13 protein-coding genes are annotated in these 17,543 nt (G+C 72.1%); 11 read left to right on the forward strand and 2 right to left on the reverse strand.

Going from position 1 to position 17,543, the window contains the following annotated elements:
- Positions 1-24: 24 nt before the first annotated feature.
- Together AB0N73_RS11670 and AB0N73_RS11675 are read left to right on the forward strand one after the other, a co-directional pair.
- Positions 25-2,895, forward strand: a complete 2,871-nt coding sequence (locus tag AB0N73_RS11670) for an MMPL family transporter (protein ID WP_363563589.1) — start codon at positions 25-27, stop codon at positions 2,893-2,895.
- Entirely contained in the window at positions 2,892-4,736 is a 1,845-nt protein-coding gene (locus AB0N73_RS11675; RefSeq protein WP_363563591.1) for a hypothetical protein, read from the forward strand. Before AB0N73_RS11670 ends, AB0N73_RS11675 begins: the two co-directional genes overlap by 4 nt.
- 16 nt (positions 4,737-4,752) lie before the next feature.
- On the opposite strand, the gene AB0N73_RS11680 is transcribed toward AB0N73_RS11675, so the two are convergent.
- On the reverse strand, positions 4,753-5,883 hold the full coding sequence (locus AB0N73_RS11680; protein ID WP_363563593.1) for an AAA family ATPase: 1,131 nt from the start codon (positions 5,881-5,883) through the stop codon (positions 4,753-4,755).
- Positions 5,884-6,143: 260 nt separating this feature from the next.
- On the opposite strand from AB0N73_RS11680, the gene argC reads away from it, so the two are divergent.
- The 6 genes from argC to AB0N73_RS11710 are packed head-to-tail and all read left to right on the forward strand — an operon-like array spanning position 6,144 to position 12,563.
- Entirely contained in the window at positions 6,144-7,190 is a 1,047-nt protein-coding gene (argC, locus tag AB0N73_RS11685) for an N-acetyl-gamma-glutamyl-phosphate reductase (RefSeq protein WP_363563595.1), read from the forward strand.
- Complete coding sequence (gene argJ / locus AB0N73_RS11690; RefSeq protein WP_363563597.1) at positions 7,187-8,344, forward strand: bifunctional glutamate N-acetyltransferase/amino-acid acetyltransferase ArgJ; 1,158 nt, start codon at positions 7,187-7,189, stop codon at positions 8,342-8,344. Before argC ends, argJ begins: the two co-directional genes overlap by 4 nt.
- The gene (gene argB / locus AB0N73_RS11695; protein ID WP_363563599.1) at positions 8,341-9,243 is read left to right on the forward strand and encodes an acetylglutamate kinase; all 903 of its coding nucleotides are present in this window, start codon (positions 8,341-8,343) and stop codon (positions 9,241-9,243) included. The genes argJ and argB overlap by 4 nt, the downstream gene beginning before the upstream one ends.
- Positions 9,243-10,502, forward strand: a complete 1,260-nt coding sequence (locus tag AB0N73_RS11700) for an acetylornithine transaminase (RefSeq protein ID WP_363563601.1) — start codon at positions 9,243-9,245, stop codon at positions 10,500-10,502. The genes argB and AB0N73_RS11700 overlap by 1 nt, the downstream gene beginning before the upstream one ends.
- Entirely contained in the window at positions 10,499-11,422 is a 924-nt protein-coding gene (gene argF, locus AB0N73_RS11705) for an ornithine carbamoyltransferase (RefSeq protein ID WP_363563603.1), read from the forward strand. The genes AB0N73_RS11700 and argF overlap by 4 nt, the downstream gene beginning before the upstream one ends.
- 10 nt (positions 11,423-11,432) lie before the next feature.
- Positions 11,433-12,563, forward strand: a complete 1,131-nt coding sequence (locus tag AB0N73_RS11710; protein ID WP_363563605.1) for a heparan-alpha-glucosaminide N-acetyltransferase domain-containing protein — start codon at positions 11,433-11,435, stop codon at positions 12,561-12,563.
- Here AB0N73_RS11710 and AB0N73_RS11715 read toward each other — a convergent pair.
- The gene (locus AB0N73_RS11715) at positions 12,525-13,082 is read right to left on the reverse strand and encodes an ECF transporter S component (protein WP_363563607.1); all 558 of its coding nucleotides are present in this window, start codon (positions 13,080-13,082) and stop codon (positions 12,525-12,527) included. The genes AB0N73_RS11710 and AB0N73_RS11715 overlap by 39 nt on opposite strands.
- 91 nt (positions 13,083-13,173) lie before the next feature.
- Between AB0N73_RS11715 and argH the strand changes: the two genes are divergently transcribed.
- From argH to AB0N73_RS11730, 3 genes are read left to right on the forward strand one after another with little or no spacing between them, the layout of a single operon-like run.
- Positions 13,174-14,604 carry an argininosuccinate lyase gene (gene argH / locus AB0N73_RS11720; protein WP_363563609.1) on the forward strand — a complete coding sequence of 477 codons (1,431 nt, stop codon included), beginning with the start codon at positions 13,174-13,176 and terminating at the stop codon, positions 14,602-14,604.
- Positions 14,605-14,651: 47 nt separating this feature from the next.
- A complete protein-coding gene (tyrS, locus tag AB0N73_RS11725; RefSeq protein ID WP_363563611.1) occupies positions 14,652-15,953 on the forward strand; it encodes a tyrosine--tRNA ligase in 1,302 nt (433 codons plus the stop codon).
- A 3-nt stretch (positions 15,954-15,956) separates the two neighbouring features.
- Positions 15,957-16,742: a DUF4184 family protein gene (locus AB0N73_RS11730; protein ID WP_363563613.1), complete on the forward strand. Its 786-nt coding sequence runs from the start codon at positions 15,957-15,959 to the stop codon at positions 16,740-16,742.
- Positions 16,743-17,543 lie beyond the last annotated feature (801 nt).

Below are 17,543 nucleotides of genomic sequence, written 5' to 3' on the forward strand. Positions count from 1 at the left end.
GCGCGGTCGGGGAGGGGATCGGGGATGTCGTCATTCCTGTACCGCGTCGGGCGTTTCGCCGTGCGGTTCCGTTGGGCGGTCATCGCCGCGTGGGTCGTGCTGGCGTTGGGAGGGAGCGCGCTCGCGAGCGCACTGGGCGGCACGCTCGCCTCGACGTTCGAGATCCCCGGCACCCCCGCGCAGCAGGCGCTCGACCAGCTGGAGCAGCGTCTGCCGCAGCTCAGCGGCGCGAGCGCGCGCGTGGTGCTGGTGGCCCCCGCCGGTTCCACGGTGGAGGCGGACACCGCCGCGATCGCCCAGGCCTGCGAGAACCTCGCCGTCGTCGACGAGGTGGCGGGTGTCACGTGCCCGGTGGCCATGGCCGCCTCCGGGCAGACGCCCGCATCCGACGGCACGCCCGCGCAGATCTCCGCCGACGGCGGGATGGCCTTCATCACGGTGCAGCTGACGGTCGCGGCGACGGACATCGACGCATCGCTGGTCGGTGCCGTCGAAACCGCCGCCGCGCCCGCCGCATCCGCCGGTCTGGATGTCGCCTACTCCGGCCTCGTGACCGCCGAGGCGGGAGGGGAGAACTGGACCGAGATCGCGGGCATCGTCATCGCCTTCGTCGTGCTCGCGATCACGTTCGGCGCGTTCATCGCGGCCGGGGTGCCGCTGGTCACGGCGGTCATCGGCGTCGTGGTGGCGTCGAGCTCGATCCTCATCATCGCGGCGTTCGCCCCGGTCTCGTCGACCGCACCTCTGCTCGCCACGATGCTCGGGCTCGCCGTCGGCATCGACTACGCCCTGCTGATCGTGTCGCGTCATCGCACGCAGCTGGCGGAGGGGATCAGCGCCCGCGAGTCCATCCCGCTGGCGATCGCGACGGCCGGCACCGCGGTCGTCTTCGCCGGGCTCACCGTCATGATCGCCCTGCTCGGGCTCGCGGTGGCGGGGATCCCGTTCCTCACAGTCATGGGGCTCGGGGCGGCGGGCGCGGTCCTCGCCGCCCTCGCCGTCGCGGTCACCCTGCTGCCGGCGCTCCTGGCGGTGCTCGGCCGGCTCGTGCGCCCGCGGGTGCGACGCCGCGCCCGGACCCGCACCGCCCCGCCGCTCTGGGTGCGCGCGGCCACCAAGGTGCCGCTCGCCACCATCGGCGTCGTCGTGCTCGGACTCCTCGTGGTCGCGACCCCCGCGCTGGGGCTGCGACTCACCCTCCCGGACGCGGGCTACGACCCGCCCACCTCGCCCGCCCGCATCGCCTACGACCTGCTCGACGAGGGTTTCGGTCCCGGCTTCAACGGACCGCTGCTGGTCACCGCCGACATCTCGGGCACGCTCGACATCGAAGGATCCCTCAGCGCGTTGAATGACGCCTTCTCCGGCATCCCCGACGTGGTCGCGGTCTCGCAGGCGTTCCCCAACGCGGCGCTCGATCTGGCGGTGCTGACCATCACCCCGGCAAGCTCGCCGTCGTCGGATGCCACCACCGAGCTCGTGCGGACACTGCGCGCGGACGAGCCCGCCTTCGCCGCGGCGCACGGCTTCGGCTACGCCGTCACCGGTCAGACCGCGCTCGCGATCGACATCTCGGACCGCCTCGGTGCGGCGCTCCTCCCGTTCGCCGTGGTCGTGGTGGGGCTCTGCCTGGTGCTGTTGACGATCATGTTCCGCTCGATCGCCGTGCCGCTGTCGGCCACGTTCGGCTATCTGCTGTCGGTGGGCGCAGCCCTCGGCGTCACGACCGCCGTCTTCGAGTGGGGATGGGGTGCCGAGATCCTCGGGGTCGGCAAGGTCGGGCCCGTCATCAGCTTCCTGCCCATCCTGGTCATGGCCGTGCTCTTCGGACTCGCCATGGACTACCACGTCTTCCTCGTGTCCCGGATGCGCGAGAAGTACGCGGCGACCGGGGACGCCCGCGCATCCGTCAGGGAGGGCTTCGGAGCCTCGGCGCGCGTGGTCACCGCGGCGGCCCTCATCATGTTCGCGGTGTTCTTCTCGTTCGTCCCGGGCGGCAACGCGATCATCCAGCCGCTCGCTCTCGCCCTGGCCGTGGGCGTGCTGATCGATGCGTTCATCGTGCGGATGACGCTCATCCCGGCGATCATGGCGATGCTCGGGGATCGCGCCTGGTGGCTTCCGGGCTGGCTCGCACGCCTGCTGCCCGACGCCGATATCGAGGGGGAGGCCGTGGAGCGCATGCGCGCCCAGCGGCAGTGGCTCGTGGGGCTGCCGGACGGCGCGGATGCGGCGGCGGGCGTCCTCGCCGACGGCGTGCGGATCGAGGGCGGTCCGCCTCTCGACGTGCGCGCGCCGCGGGGTGCACTGCTCCTGATCGACGGTCCCGAGCTGCCGGCCGCGCGAACCGTGGCGGCGCTCGCCGGCTGCGTGGCGGGGATCGAGGGAAACCTCGTCGTGCACGAGCGCGTGCTGCCGTTCGAGCGCAGCGCGGTCGCGGCGCGCGCGGGGTATGTCGCGGCGCGCGGAAGCGACGCCGACGCCGCCACGCTGGGCGAGCTCCTGCGACGGGGGATCCGCGCCGAGGGCGTGGGTCTGGGGCACCGCGGCGCTGCCGTCGCCCGCGCCGCCTCGGTCTTCGACGCGCTCGCCGACATCGTGTCGGGTCGGGCCGCGGCCGCCCTCGGGCCGGGAACGCCCGTCGGCGACCTCGACGATGCAGAGCGGTGGGCCGCCGACGTGGCGGTCGTCGTCGCGAGCGGACTCGACATCGTCGCCGTCGACATCGCCGGGCGTGCCGGCGCCGAACGCCTGGCCGTCGTCATCGCCGGGGCAGCGCCCCAGGACACGACCGTCGTGCTCGCCGGCGCGGGGAGGCCCGCCGTCACGGGCTCCCGACCCGTGGTCCGCGTGGACGCCGACGCCGTCGTCGACGCACGAGGAGGACAGCGATGACGTCACTATGGAGTCTCATCAGCGCCCCCGCGCGGGGTCAGCGTCGTTGGCAGGCGGTCGTCGTCCTCGTGCTCGTCGTGCTGACGCCCCTCCTGGTCGTGATCACCCTCGTGCCGACCGACGACGAGCGGCCCCCGGTGGCCCTGGTCAACCTGGACGAGATCGTCACGACCAGCACCCCGCCGGTCGCTGCGGGCAAACTGCTCACCGAGAACCTCATCACCGAGGTGACGTCGGTCGATTGGATGCTCACGGATCCGGCGACGGCGTCGTCGTCGCTCGCCTCCGGCGATGTGCTCGCGGTCGTGACGATCCCCGCCGACTTCTCGGCGAACGTCCTGACCATGGGAACGGCCGCGCCCACGCAGGCCGCGTTGCGTGTCGAGACGAGCACCCAGCACGGGTTCGTCGGCGGGATCGTGGCGGAGGCGTTGTCGGCCAGCCTGCCGGCCGGGGTGTCGGCGCAGCTGACGCAGCAGTTCGTGTCGGGAAGCCTCACGGCCTTCGCCGACCTGGGGGACGGCATCGCGCAGGCATCGTCCGCCGCGTCGCAGATCGGTGCCGGTGTGGCCGGTGCGGGCGCCGGCGCCGCTGAGCTCCAGACCCTCACCGAGGCGCTCGCCGGCGGGCTGCGCGCGATGGACGGCGTGCTCGCCGAGATGCCGGCCGGCGCGCGCGGGCTCGGCGAGCTGACGGCGGCCGGAGCCGTCGCCTCGGGCGAGCTGTCGGTACGCCTGCTCGAACGCTCACTCGCCTCCGACGCGCTCGTGCTGGCGCAGGCCGTGCAGTCCCAGCGGCTGAGCGAGCTCGAGGCGTACCTCGCGGCACCCGATCCCGATCCCGCCGTGGTGGCGGCTCGGCTGACGGAGCTGCGCACCGGGGCGGATGAGGTGGCGGCAGCGCTCGCCGCCCAGGCGACCGCGCTCGGATCGGACGCCGAGACCGCGGCCGCCGTCGCGCTCGGTGCCGGGGCCATCTCCGCGATCAGCGGCCCGGTCGCCGACGGGCTCGGCGAGTTCGCGACGGCGCTCGGGTCGGTCGCCGACGGCGCCGACCGTCTCGCGGGCGTCAACGGCCAGCTCGCCGACGGCCTGGGCCTCCTCGCCGGCGGCACCGACGATCTCGCGGCGGGGCTCGACCAGGCGCAGTCGTCGATCCCGCGCTACGACACCGATCAACTCCAGCAGATCGCATCCGTCGTGGCGCGCCCCATCGGGGTGGATGCGTCGTCGACCGGCGGGCCCTCGAGCGCGCTCGCCTCGTCGCTCGCGACCTTCGGCCCGGTGGCGCTGTGGCTCGGCGCGATCGGCGTGTTCCTGGCGCTGCGTCCGTTCGCGCGATCCGCGCTGACCTCCGCGGCATCCGCGACACGCGTCGCGCGGTCCGCGGCCCTCGTGATCCTGCCCCTCGCCCTCGTGCAGGCGGTGCCGGTGTGGGCGGTCGTCGCCGCATCCGGTGTCGCCCCGGAGCGTGCGCTCGTGGCCGCGGGGCTCGCGGCGGTGACAGCGCTCTCGTTCGCGCTGGTGCACCAGGCGCTCCTGGCGTTCCTGCCGCGCGCGGGACTCGTGGTCTCGCTCCTGCTGCTGGGGATCCAGGTGATCGCCGCGGGCACCGTGACCTCCCCGGGCACCACCCCGAGCGCCGCGGGACCCCTCGGGGGGCTGCCGCTCAGCCTGGCGCTGCAGGGAGCGCAGGCACTCGTGGGCGGCTCGCTCCACGAGCTGCTGAATGCCGCGATCGGTCTGGTGCTGTGGGCCGCCGTCGGTGCTCTCGGCACGGTGCTGGCGATCCGCCGCGCACGCTCACGCGCCCTCGCCGCCACGGTGCTCGCGCGCCCCTGACCGTTCGCGGGTCGTGTCAGCGCGAACCCCAGTTCCACGCCGGCTCGTCGAGCATCCCCTGGTCGGGGAGGGTCGTGGCGCCGAGCGTCACCGCGAGTCGGTGCGTCGTCGCCCCGGCCCGCGTCATCGCGTCGACCAGCGGCGCGGCGTGCGTCACGACGATGACCTGCGAATGCGCGGACGCCGCGAGCACCAGGCGGGCCAGTGGCTCGAGCAGCGAGGGGTGAAGACTCGCCTCCGGCTCGTTGAGCACGAGCAGCGATGCCGGGCGCGCCGGCAGGAGCGCGGCGCACAGCAGCAGATAGCGCAGCGTGCCGTCGCTCAGCTCGGTCGTCTCGAGCGGGCGGAGGAGCCCCGGCTGGTGCAGCAGCAGCCGCAGCCGCGCGCCGTCCGAGACCACCTCGACGCGCGCGCCGGGGAAGGCGCGCGACACCTCGGCATCCAGCGCGGCGCCCGCGCCGGCCTCGTGGATCGTCGCCCACACGGCCGCGAGGTTCTCCCCGCCGTGGCTCAACGTGTGTGCCCGCGTGCCCACCTGCGGGTGGCGCGTGGGGGCGTCGGCATCGACGCGGAAATGGTCGTAGAAGCGCCAGCCGCCGAGGATCCGGCGCAGCCCCAGCAACTCCAGCCCGGTGTCGCCGTCGCCCAGATCCGTCACGATGCTCTCGTACGGCGCCAGCGCCTGATCGAGCACCGTCCAGGCGTCGTCGCGCACGCGCACGCGCTGGCGGAGCCGGTCGATCAGCAGCGTCGCGGGCCGGGCCACCGCTCCCGTGAAGAGCTGCTCGCGTTTGATCTCGGGGTCGCGCGCGAACAGGCTCTTCCGGTCGGACTGGGGCAGGCCCAGGTCGATCAGGTAGCCGAGGTCGTCGGAGGCGAAGCCCAGTTGCAGGGCGATCGGATGCCGCCGCACCGTCCCCTCCGTGCCGGGCTCTTCGGGGCCCGCCCACAGCAGCGACGGCAGGCCTCCCTCGCGGGCGACGGCCTCGACGAGACCGCCCTTGCCGGCGGATGCGAGCAGACGCAGCGCGCGGTACAGGTTGGACTTGCCGGAGCCGTTGGCGCCGGTGACGACGGTGAGGGCGCCGAGCGGCAGGACGGTGTCGCGCAGCGATCGGTAACCGGAGACGGCGAGTGTCTGAATCACGGTTCCACTCTGACAAAGACCACCGACGCCGGACAGACGCAGGCGATTTGCGCGGGCGGGCGCCGCGCGGTTAGGGTTCCGGCATGCCTTCGGCTGCCCACTCGCTCGCGACGACCCCCTCGGGTCTCGCTGCGGCGCGCCGACGTCTGGGCGACCGCCGAATCTAGGCGACCCCCTCGCACCTTTCTGGGTGCCCACGGGTGTCGCCGTTCCGCCCGTCGCGCGTCAGCGCGCAACTCCCAGACTCTAAGGTGGAATCCATGCCCTATTCGGTCGCCGTATCCGGCGCGTCCGGCTATGCGGGAGGAGAGATCCTCCGCATCCTCTCCGCGCATCCCGACTTCGAGATCCGCACGGTCACCGCGCACTCGAACGCGGGACAGCCGCTGGCGCTCCACCAGCCGCATCTGCGCTCGCTCGCGCACCTGACGCTCGTCGACACCACGCCCGAGACGCTGGCCGGCCACGACGTCGTCGTGCTGGCGCTGCCGCACGGGCAGTCCGGCCAGTACACCGACGTGCTCGCCGACACGCCCGTCGTGATCGACGCGGGCGCCGACCACCGCCTCACCTCGCCCGCCGCCTGGGACGCGTTCTACGGCGGCGACTACCACGACGCCTGGACCTACGGGGTGCCCGAGCTCCCGGTCGACGGCCGCAAGCAACGCGATCGGCTCGTGGGGGCCACGCGGATCGCGGCGCCCGGATGCAACGCGTCGACGGTGAGCCTGAGCCTCGCCCCCGGTGTGGCCGCCGGCGTCATCGACCCGTCCGACATCGTCACCGTGCTCGCGGTCGGACCCTCCGGGGCCGGCAAGAGCCTGAAGCCGCATCTGCTCGCGAGCGAGGTGCTCGGAAGCGCGAACCCCTACGGCGTGGGCGGATCGCACCGTCACATCCCCGAGATCCGGCAGGCGCTCGTGGATGCGGGTGCCACCGGTGATGTCCGCATCTCGTTCACGCCCGTCATCGTGCCGATGTCCCGCGGCATCCTCGCCACCTCCACGGCGCCCATCGCCCCGGGTGCGAGCGACGCCGAGATCCGCGCGGCGTGGGAGCAGGCCTACGACGGCGAAACGTTCGTGCACCTGCTGCCCGAGGGCCAGTTCCCGCGCACGGCCGACGTCCTCGGCGCGAACACCGCGCTCATGGGCCTCGCGATCGACCGCGCCGCGGGCCGCGTGGTGGTCGTGACCGCCGTCGACAACCTCGTCAAGGGCACCGCGGGGGCCGCCGTCCAGTCCCTGAACATCGCGCTGGGTCTTCCCGAAGACCGCGCCCTGACCGTGAACGGAGTGGCACCGTGAGCGTCACCGCCCCCGCAGGATTCGAAGCATCCGGCGTCGCCGTCGGGCTGAAGAGCACCGGCAAGCCCGATGTCGCCGTCGTCGTCAACCGCGGCCCGCTGAAGGTGGGCGCCGCCGTGTTCACCTCGAACCGCGCCAAGGCCAACCCCATCCTCTGGTCGGAGCAGGTCATCGCCGACGGAGCGGTGGAGGCCATCGTCCTCAACTCGGGCGGGGCCAACTGCTTCACCGGCTCGTTCGGCTTCCAGACCACGCATCAGACCGCCGAGAAGACGGCCGAGATCCTCGGCGTCGGCGCGGGCGACGTCCTGGTGTGCTCGACGGGCCTCATCGGCACGGGCGATCAGGTGTTCCGCGACAAGGTGCTGACGGGCGTCGCCGAGGGCATCGCCGCGCTGTCGACGACGGGCGGAGACGACGCCGCGCGCGCGATCATGACGACCGACTCGCGGCACAAGACCACGGTGTTCGAGGGTGACGGCTGGCGGATCGGTGGCATGGCGAAGGGGGCGGGCATGCTCGCTCCGGGCCTGGCCACCATGCTCGTCGTGATCACGACGGACGCCGTGATCGATGCGGCCGAGGCCGACGCCCACCTGCGCGCGGCGACCCGCGTGAGCTTCGACCGGCTCGACTCGGACGGCTGCATGTCGACGAACGATCAGGTCACCCTGCTCGCGAGCGGCGCCTCCGGCACGACTCCGGATGCCGAGGCGTTCCGCAGCGCGCTCATCGCCGTGTGCACCGACCTCGCCGTCCAGCTGCAGGGCGATGCCGAGGGCGCGAGCCACGACATCACGATCCGCGTGGTGAACGCCGCGACCGAGGACGACGCGGTCGAGGTGGGTCGGTCGGTTGCCCGCAACAACCTGTTCAAGGCGGCCATCTTCGGCAACGACCCCAACTGGGGCCGGGTGCTCGCCGCGATCGGCACGACGGACGCGGTCTTCGACCCCTACGACGTCGACGTGTGGATGAACGGCGTGCGCGTCTGCTCGGCGGGCGGCCCCGACCGCCCCCGCGAGGACGTCGACCTCACCCCGCGGGCCACCGACCTCCAGATCGACCTCAAGTCCGGCTCCGCCGTCGCGACGATCTACACCAACGACCTGACCCACGACTACGTGCACGAGAACAGCGCCTACTCCTCATGACCGCGATCGATCTCCAAGACACCGACCCCGCCGAGGCGAGCGCGAAAGCACAGACGCTCGTCGAATCCCTGCCGTGGCTGCGCCGCTACAGCGACCAGATCGTGGTGGTGAAGTACGGCGGCAACGCGATGGTCTCCGACGAGCTGCAGGACGCCTTCGCGGCCGACATCGCGTACCTCCGCTACGTGGGCGTCAAGCCCGTCGTCGTGCACGGCGGCGGCCCGCAGATCTCCGACATGCTCGACCGCCTCGCGATCCCGAGCGAGTTCAAGGGCGGCTACCGCGTGACCTCGACCGAGGCGATCACGGTGGTGCGGATGGTGCTGACCGGGCAGATCAACCCGCAGCTCGTCGCCAAGATCAACGCGCACGGGCCCGTCGCCACGGGACTGTCGGGCGAGGACGCGGGCCTGTTCACCGGCCGTCGCCGCGGTGTGATCATCGAGGGCGTCGAACACGATCTGGGCCGTGTGGGCGATGTCGTCGCCGTCGATCCGCAGCCGATCATCGACCAGCTGGATGCCGGGCGCATCCCCGTCGTCTCCTCGATCGCCCCGGACCTCGACAAGCCCGGGCATTCGCTCAACGTCAACGCCGATGCCGCCGCCGCTGCCCTCGCGGTCGCGCTCGGCGCGGTCAAGCTCGTGGTGCTCACCGACGTGCCGGGGCTGTACGCCGACTGGCCCAACCGCGATTCGCTCGTGTCGCACCTCACCGCGGCGGAACTGCGCGAGCTCATGCCGCGCCTGGAATCGGGGATGATCCCCAAGATGAAGGCCTGCCTCGACGCCGTCACCGGCGGCGTCAGCACGGCGGCCATCATCGACGGACGCGTGCCGCACTCGGTGCTCGTCGAACTCTTCACCCAGAAGGGCATCGGAACAGAGGTGGTGGCGTGATGGCCGATCAGACACGGACAGCGGCGAGCTGGCAGGACGACGCGCGGCGCGACCTGGTGCGCAGCTTCGGCGACCGGATGGCGATGTTCGTCCGCGGTGAAGGCGCCTACCTCTGGGACGACGAGGGCACGCGCTACCTCGACTTCCTCGCGGGGATCGCCGTCGACTCGCTGGGCCACGCGCATCCCGCGTTCGTCGAGGCCGTCTCGGCACAGGCCGCCCGGTTGGCGCACGTCTCCAACTACTTCGCGACGCCCTCGCAGCTCGCGCTCGCCGCACGGCTCAAGCGGCTGGCGGGCACCGGCGAGAGCGGCCGGGTGTACTTCGGCAACTCGGGCGCCGAGGCCAACGAGGCCGCGTTCAAGCTCGCCCGCCTGCACGGCGGCACGGACCGGCCGCGGATCCTGGCGCTGACCGACGCGTTCCACGGCCGCACGATGGGCAGTCTCGCCCTCACCGGCAAGCCGTGGATGCAGGAGCCGTTCCTGCCGATGGCCGGCGGCGTCGAGTTCATCGACTCCACCGCGGAGGCTCTCGAGGCCGTCATCGACGACCGGGTCGCCGCGCTGTTCGTCGAGCCCGTCAAGGGCGAGGCGGGCGTGCTGCCCCTGCCGGAGGGCTACCTCCGCGCGGTTCGCGAGATCACCCGGCGCCACGGCGCGCTGCTGATCATCGACGAGGTCCAGACCGGTGCCGGGCGTACGGGGGAGTGGTTCGCCTTCCAGCACGAGGGCATCCGCCCCGATGCGATCACGGTGGCCAAGGGCATCGGCGGCGGCTTCCCGATCGGTGCGCTCATCACGTTCGACGAGGCGAGCGAGCTCTTCTACCCGGGCACCCACGGGTCGACGTTCGGCGGCAACGCCCTCGCGACGGCCGTGGCGGACGCGGTTCTCGACGAGATCGAGCGCGCGGGCCTCGTCGAGAACGCCCGGGTGCGCGGTGCGCAGGTGCGCGACGCGGTCGACGCCATCGGGTCCGACCTCGTGGCGGGCACGCGAGGGCTGGGCCTGCTCGTCGGCATCGCGCTGACGCATCCCGTGGCCAAGGCCGTCGTGACCGCCGCGCAGCAGCACGGGCTCATCGTCAACGCGCCCAACGACACCACCATCCGCATCGCACCGCCGCTCACGATCGGCGACGTCGAGATCGACGAGTTCGCGCGTCTGTTCGGCGCCGCGCTCGCGACCGTCTCGGACGCGCTGCTTCTCGAGAACGCGGACGATGCCGCACCCACCCCGACGGAGGCCCCCGCATGACCCGCCACCTGCTGCGCGACGACGATCTGACCGCCGCCGAGCAGAGCGAGATCCTCGATCTCGCGATCGAGCTGAAGGCCGACCGCTGGAAGCTGAAGCCGCTCGAGGGCCCGCAGACCGTCGCGGTGATCTTCGACAAGTCCTCGACGCGCACGCGCGTCTCGTTCGCGGTCGGCATCGCGGATCTCGGCGGGTCGCCGCTCATCATCTCGACCGCCAACAGCCAGCTCGGCGGCAAGGAGACCCCCTCCGACACCGCGCGCGTGCTGGAGCGTCAGGTCGCCGCGATCGTCTGGCGCACCTACGGGCAGGCCGGTCTCGAGGAGATGGCACGGGGCACCCGCGTGCCGGTGGTCAACGCATTGAGCGACGACTTCCACCCCTGCCAGCTGCTCGCCGATCTGCTGACGATCCGCGAGCACAAGGGCGAGCTGAAGGGCCTGACGCTGTCGTTCTTCGGCGACGGGCGCTCCAACATGGCGCACTCCTACATCCTCGCCGGGGTGACGGCGGGCATGCACGTGCGTGTCGCCTCGCCCGAGTCCTATGCGCCGCGCGCCGACGTGATCGCCGACGCCGACCGCCGTGCCGCCGAGACCGGCGGCTCCGTCACCCTGTACACCGACCCCCTCGAGGCCGCGGCCGGTGCCGACGTCGTCGTGACCGACACCTGGGTGTCGATGGGCAAGGAGGAGGAGAAGCTCGCGCGGCTCCGCGACCTGGGCCAGTACAAGGTCACCCCCGACACGATGCAGCTGGCCGACCCGGGTGCCATCTTCATCCACTGCCTGCCGGCCGACCGCGGCTACGAGGTCGACGCCGAGGTCATCGACGGCCCGCAGAGCGTCGTCTGGGATGAGGCGGAGAACCGCCTGCACGCCCAGAAGGCCCTGCTGGTCTGGCTGCTGCGCCAGCAGTGAGGTCGACCCCGTGACGCATCGGATGGCGCGGGCCTTCGCCCGTCTGTCCGGTGCCGACCGGCTGGGCGGCGTCGATCTCGCCCGAGGGCTGGCGGTCGTCGGCATGCTGGCCGCCCACCTCGTGACGGTCGACGAGCGGTTCACGCTGCAGCGCCCCGAGACCTGGGTGGATGCGGTCAACGGCCGCTCGTCCATCCTGTTCGCCGTGCTCGCCGGGGTGTCGATCGCGCTCACGACCGGTGCGCTGCGGCCGCTCTCCGGTGACACGCTGCGGGTCGCGCGACGGCGACTGCTCGTGCGCGCCGGGGGGCTCTGGGTCCTCGGAGTCCTCCTGATCGTCACGGGCGTGCCCGTGTACGTGATCCTCCCGGCGTACGCGGTGCTGTTCCTCGTGGCAACGCTGCTGCTGCGGCTGCGCGCACGTACCCTGTTCGCCCTGGCGGGTGCGCTGCTGCTCGTCATGCCGTTCGTCCAGGCCGCGCTGGGGCTCCTCCCGTTCTGGGACGACCCGATCGGTGAGAGCATCGCGCTCGTCATCGGCTGGGCGTACCCGTTCCCGCTCTGGATGGGATTCCTCGTGGCGGGGATGGCGATCGGGCGCATCGATCTGCGCGACGGCCGCATCCAGGCGCTGCTCGTCGCGATCGGATCGGGGATCGCGCTCGCGGCGTACGGGCTGGGCGGGCTGCTCACCGGGCCGGGCGAGTTCCAGGAGCCGCAGGACTATCTCGGCGTCGTGGCGAGCACCTTCCCCCACTCGGGCGGCCTGCCCGAGGTGCTGGGCGGGACCGGGCTCGCCGCGGCCGTGCTCGGTGCGTGCCTGCTGCTGTGCCGCACACCCCTCCGCTGGGTCGTGCTGCCGCTGCGCGCCACCGGCAGCATGCCGCTCACCGCCTACACGGCGCAGATCGTGGTGTGGGCGGTGTGGGCGTTCGCGGCCACCGGCACGACGACGAGCCTGTTCGCCTTCCGCGCTCTCGACCCGTTCTGGCCCATCACCGCGGTCGTGATCCTCGGGTGCACCGTGTGGGCGCTGCTGGTCGGCCGCGGCCCGCTCGAGGCGGGGCTCGCCTGGCTCGCCCGCCGGGCCGCACCGTCGGCGTCACAGGTTGCGACCGACCCCCGCACGACGAAGCCCTGACGCGATCAGGCGGCCGACCGCGGTCGCCGCGAAGATCATCGCCACCAGCATCGCGATCGTCAGTGCGCGCACCAGCGGCGGGAAGGTCTCGGCATCCAGGGTGATCCACCAGAAGAACGCGTAGGCCGCCGCGAGGACGCCCGCCGCGACGTACGCCATCCCGACGCCCCACCGACGCCAGCGCGTGGCGGCGTACGGCGCCTCGACGAACACGGCGACGAACACGAACAGCGAGAGCGATCCGATGCTCCCGGTGAACGGCACGGCGATGATTCCGGCGACGACGCCGGTGATCAGGGCGCTGCCGGCCCGCCGCACGAGCGCCTGAGCCAGGACGGCCGGGATCACGTAGGGCGCGACGAGGAGACCGTAGACGGGAGGGGCGGCGACCCAGACGATCGCCGCGAGCGCGGAGGTGGGCACGATCACGATCCCCGCCGCGACACCGATCGCGGCGAGTGTCAACAGCGTGCGTGTCGAGATGCGGTGCGGTGCGCGCGGCGCTGATGCGGTGGTCACGCGTCGAGCATAGAGCAGGAGGTTAGGGTGACCTAACATCGCTCACGCGGCGAGGCGTCGGGCCCGGACACCGGATCGGTAGGCTGTGAGGGTGAACGATGCCCGGAATGACGCCACCCACCGCGGATCCCTCTGGGGAGGCCGCTTCGCTTCCGGTCCCTCGCCCGAGCTCGCGGCGCTCAGCCGCTCGACGCACTTCGACTGGGTGCTGGCGCCCTACGATCTGGCCGGATCGCACGCGCACGCGGCCGCTCTCGAGGCCGCCGGATATCTCACGGCCGACGAGGCACGACGCATGCACGACGGCCTCGATGCCCTGGGCGCGGCCGTCGCGGACGGCTCGCTGCTGCCCGCCGAGAGCGACGAGGACGTGCACGGCGCGCTCGAGCAGGCCCTGATCGCCGAGGTCGGCGCCGATCTCGGCGGCAAGCTGCGCGCCGGGCGCAGCCGCAACGACCAGATCGCCACGCTCGTGCGGCTGTACCTGCTGGATCACGCGGGCCTCATCGCCCGCGAGATCGTGCGCCTGATCGACGCGATCGTGGCGCAGGCGGAGGCGCACCCGGGCGCCGCGATGCCCGGACGCACCCACCTGCAGCACGCGCAGCCCGTTCTGCTCGCTCATCACCTGCAGGCGCACGCCTGGCCGCTCGTGCGCGACCTCGAACGTCTCCGCGACTGGGCCGTCCGCGCCCGCGTCTCGCCCTATGGCGGGGGAGCGCTGGCGGGGTCAACGCTCGGACTCGACCCCCAGCTGGTCGCCACGCACCTCGGGCTCGATCGTCCCGCCGAGAACTCGATCGACGGCACCGCGGCCCGCGACGTCGTCGCGGAGTTCGCGTTCATCGCCGCGATGATCGGCGTCGACCTCTCGCGGTTCGCGGAGGAGATCATCCTCTGGAACACCCGGGAGTTCGGCTTCGTGCGGCTGCACGACGGCTACTCCACGGGCTCGAGCATCATGCCGCAGAAGAAGAACCCCGACATCGCCGAGCTCGCGCGGGGCAAGTCCGGCCGGCTCATCGGCAACCTCTCGGGCCTGCTGGCCACGCTCAAGGCGCTGCCCCTGGCCTACAACCGCGACCTGCAGGAGGACAAGGAGCCGGTCTTCGACTCCGTCGCGACGCTCGAGCTCGTGCTGCCCGCGTTCGCCGGCATGGTCGCGACGCTTCGATTCGACACCGACCGCATGGCGTCGCTCGCCCCCGAGGGCTATTCGCTCGCGACGGATGTGGCCGAGTGGCTCGTCAAGCGCGGTGTTCCGTTCCGCGAGGCCCACGAGGTCTCCGGCGCGCTCGTGCAGGCGTGCGAGCAGCGCGGCTGGGAGCTGCACGAGGCCGACGATGCTCTGCTCGCCTCGGTGTCTCCGCTTCTCGAGCCGTCCGTCCGCGAGGTGCTCGTGGTCTCGGGGTCCATCGCGAGTCGGGACGGGTACGGCGGAACCGCCCAGCGCCGTGTCGACGAGCAGCGCGGCGAGCTCGTCGCGCGCACGCAGACGGTCGCCCACGCCCTCGGCATCTGATCCGGCGGCGGCGCGGGCGGGCACGCGCGCTTGATACGCTGGCACGCGTGTCTACGCCCCTCGTGAGCGCGACCGCCCCCGCCAACGACCCGACGTTCGAGAACGTCTGGGACGAACTGGTGTGGCGCGGATCCGTGCATGTGTCCACTGATCAAGAGGCGCTGCGCGCCCTTCTCGGCGGAGACCCGATCACGTACTACTGCGGCTTCGACCCCACCGCGCCGAGCCTCCACCTGGGCAACCTGGTGCAGCTGATCGTGCTGCGCCGTCTGCAGCTGGCCGGCCACCGGCCGCTCGGACTCGTCGGCGGGTCCACGGGCCTCATCGGCGACCCGCGCCCGACCGCGGAGCGCACCCTGAACACCCGCGACACGGTCGAGGAGTGGGTGACGCGCCTGCGCGCCCAGGTCGAACGGTTCCTCAGCTTCGAGGGCGACAACGCCGCGCGGATGGTGAACAACCTCGACTGGACGGCGCCGCTGACGGCGATCGACTTCCTGCGCGAGATCGGCAAGCACTTCCGCGTCGGCACGATGCTGAAGAAGGACGCGGTGAGCGCCCGTCTCAACTCCGAGGCGGGGATCAGCTACACCGAGTTCAGCTACCAGATCCTCCAAGGGCTCGACTACCTCGAGCTCTACCGCCAGTACGACTGCGTGCTGCAGACCGGCGGCAGCGACCAGTGGGGCAACCTCATCAGCGGGAGCGACCTCATCCACCGCGTCGAGGGCGCGTCCGTGCACGCGATCGGCACACCGCTGATCACGAACAGCGACGGCACCAAGTTCGGCAAGAGCGAGGGCAACGCCATCTGGCTGGATGCCGACATGTGCAGCCCGTACCGGATGTACCAGTTCTGGCTCAACACCGACGACGCCGACGTGATCGACCGGCTGAAGGTGTTCACCTTCCTGCCGCGTGCCGAGATCGAACGCTACGAGGAGCTGGTCGCGAGCGAGCCGTTCCGGCGGGCGGCGCAGAAGCGACTCGCGCTGGAGGTGTGCGCCTTCGTCCACGGCGAGGCGGCGACATCCGCGGTCATCGCCGCATCCGAGGCGCTGTTCGGCCAGGGGGACCTCACGGCGCTCGACGCCGCCACGCTCCGTACGGCCGTCGACGAGCTGCCGCACGCCGAGGTGGCGACGGGGACGACGGTGCTGCAGGCGCTGGTCGACACGCAGCTCGTGTCGAGCCTCAGCGAGGCGCGCCGCGCCGTGGCACAGGGCGGCGTCACCCTCGACGGCGAGCGGGTGACGGACGAGGCGACTCCCGTCACGGGCTCACTTCCGGGCGGGGTGTCGATTCTGCGTCGTGGCAAGAAGACGCTCGCGGGACTCATCGTCGGCTGACCCGTGCCGTTCACGCCGAGCCACGCGGTCGTCGCGCTGCCGTTCCTGCGGACGCGGCTCGTGCCGGCCGCGATCGCGATCGGCGCGATGACACCGGACCTTCCGCTCTTCGTGCGGGGGACGCCGCTGTCGTACGGCCATACGCACGACCTCGCGTGGATCGTGCCGACCGCGGTGGTCGCCCTCGTGCTGCTCCTGGTGTGGCGAGCGCTGCTCCGCCCCGCCGTGCGCGAGCTGTCGCCGCTTTGGCTGGCCGCCCGCCTTCCCCGCGCGTGGGATGCGGGTGCTCGGGCGGCGTGGCGCGAGACCTTCTCGGGCGGATGGGTCGGCGCGCTGCTGCTGGCCGCATCGCTGCTGCTCGGCGTGCTGTCGCACATCGCCTGGGATGCGTTCACGCACGAGGGGCGCGGCGGGCTCGTCCTGTGGCCGGCGCTCGCCGAACCGTGGGGTCCGATGCTCGGCTTCAAGTGGCTGCAGCACGGGTCGAGCGCGTTCGGGCTGCTGGTGATCGCGGTGTGGGCGGCGCTGTGGTTGCGTCGTCGTGCTGTCGCGCCCGTCGAGCGGGTCACTCCGCCGGCGGTGCGCGTCGTGTGGTGGCTGTCGTTGCCCGTCGTGCTCGCCATCGCGTGGGTCGGGGGTCTCGTCGTGTTCGGGGGACTCACGCCGACCTTCACGGTCGCCCACCTCGCGTACCGCGTGCTGCCGCCCGCCTGCGCGCTGTGGGGCGTGCTCACCCTGGTGCTCTGCGTGATCATCGCCGCGCGCCGCCGTCCCGCCCCCTCCGCCTGACCCCCGCCCCGCCCCCTCCCGCCCCGCCCCGCCCCGCCCGGCGGGCCCGGTCTGCGCCCACGCCCCTCATCCTGCTCCCGTCATCCCGCTCCCGGCATCCCGCACCGGGATTGCCGAGTGCGCGGGCTCCCGTCGAGTGCACGGGGTGGCGGCGAGGGTAAGCCGTGCACTCGACGCGACGTCGTGCGCTCTGTGCGTGATGGCGCGCTGTGGCCCAGACAGGTCCCTCCCTCGCGCTGATCCCACGCCGGGGCCGCCGAATGCACGGGCTGTCGTCGAGTGCACGGCGTGGTGACGCGGGAAGGCCGTGCACTCGACGCGATGTCGTGCACTCGGCGCGGTCGAGCGGGGCGCGGGGCGGATGAGGGGATGCGGAGGCGCGGGGGAGTGGAACCGCGGAAAGACGGGCGACACGCCCGGGCTGCGCGCTCGAATTGCCACGTTCCGCAGAACCCACGTAATGTCTTACTTGTTCGCCCCACAGGGAAGAGCGAGAGGCCGGAAGGCCTGACGCCCCCTCAAGCGGAGAACACATCCCCTTCCTTCGAATCTCGGCTTGAGATTCATCCGCCTAGCGGTTAGGATGGGAAACCTGCTCGTCCGCCGAGTGTGGGACCACTGCTTCTTCTGAAGCGAAGCGCCTGCTCGACAGATGAGACAGAACAACTGAGTTGCCCCATGGTGACGACCGCGAGGTCTGATGGTGGGAGCATCCGTTCCTTGAGAACTCAACAGCGTGCACTTGTCAAATGCCAATTAACCTCGGCCTGCCTTTTTGGTGGGTTTGAGATTCCTTTGGAT

It is taken from the genome of Microbacterium sp. NPDC089189, assembly GCF_040685095.1.
Classification (GTDB): Bacteria; Actinomycetota; Actinomycetes; order Actinomycetales; family Microbacteriaceae; genus Microbacterium.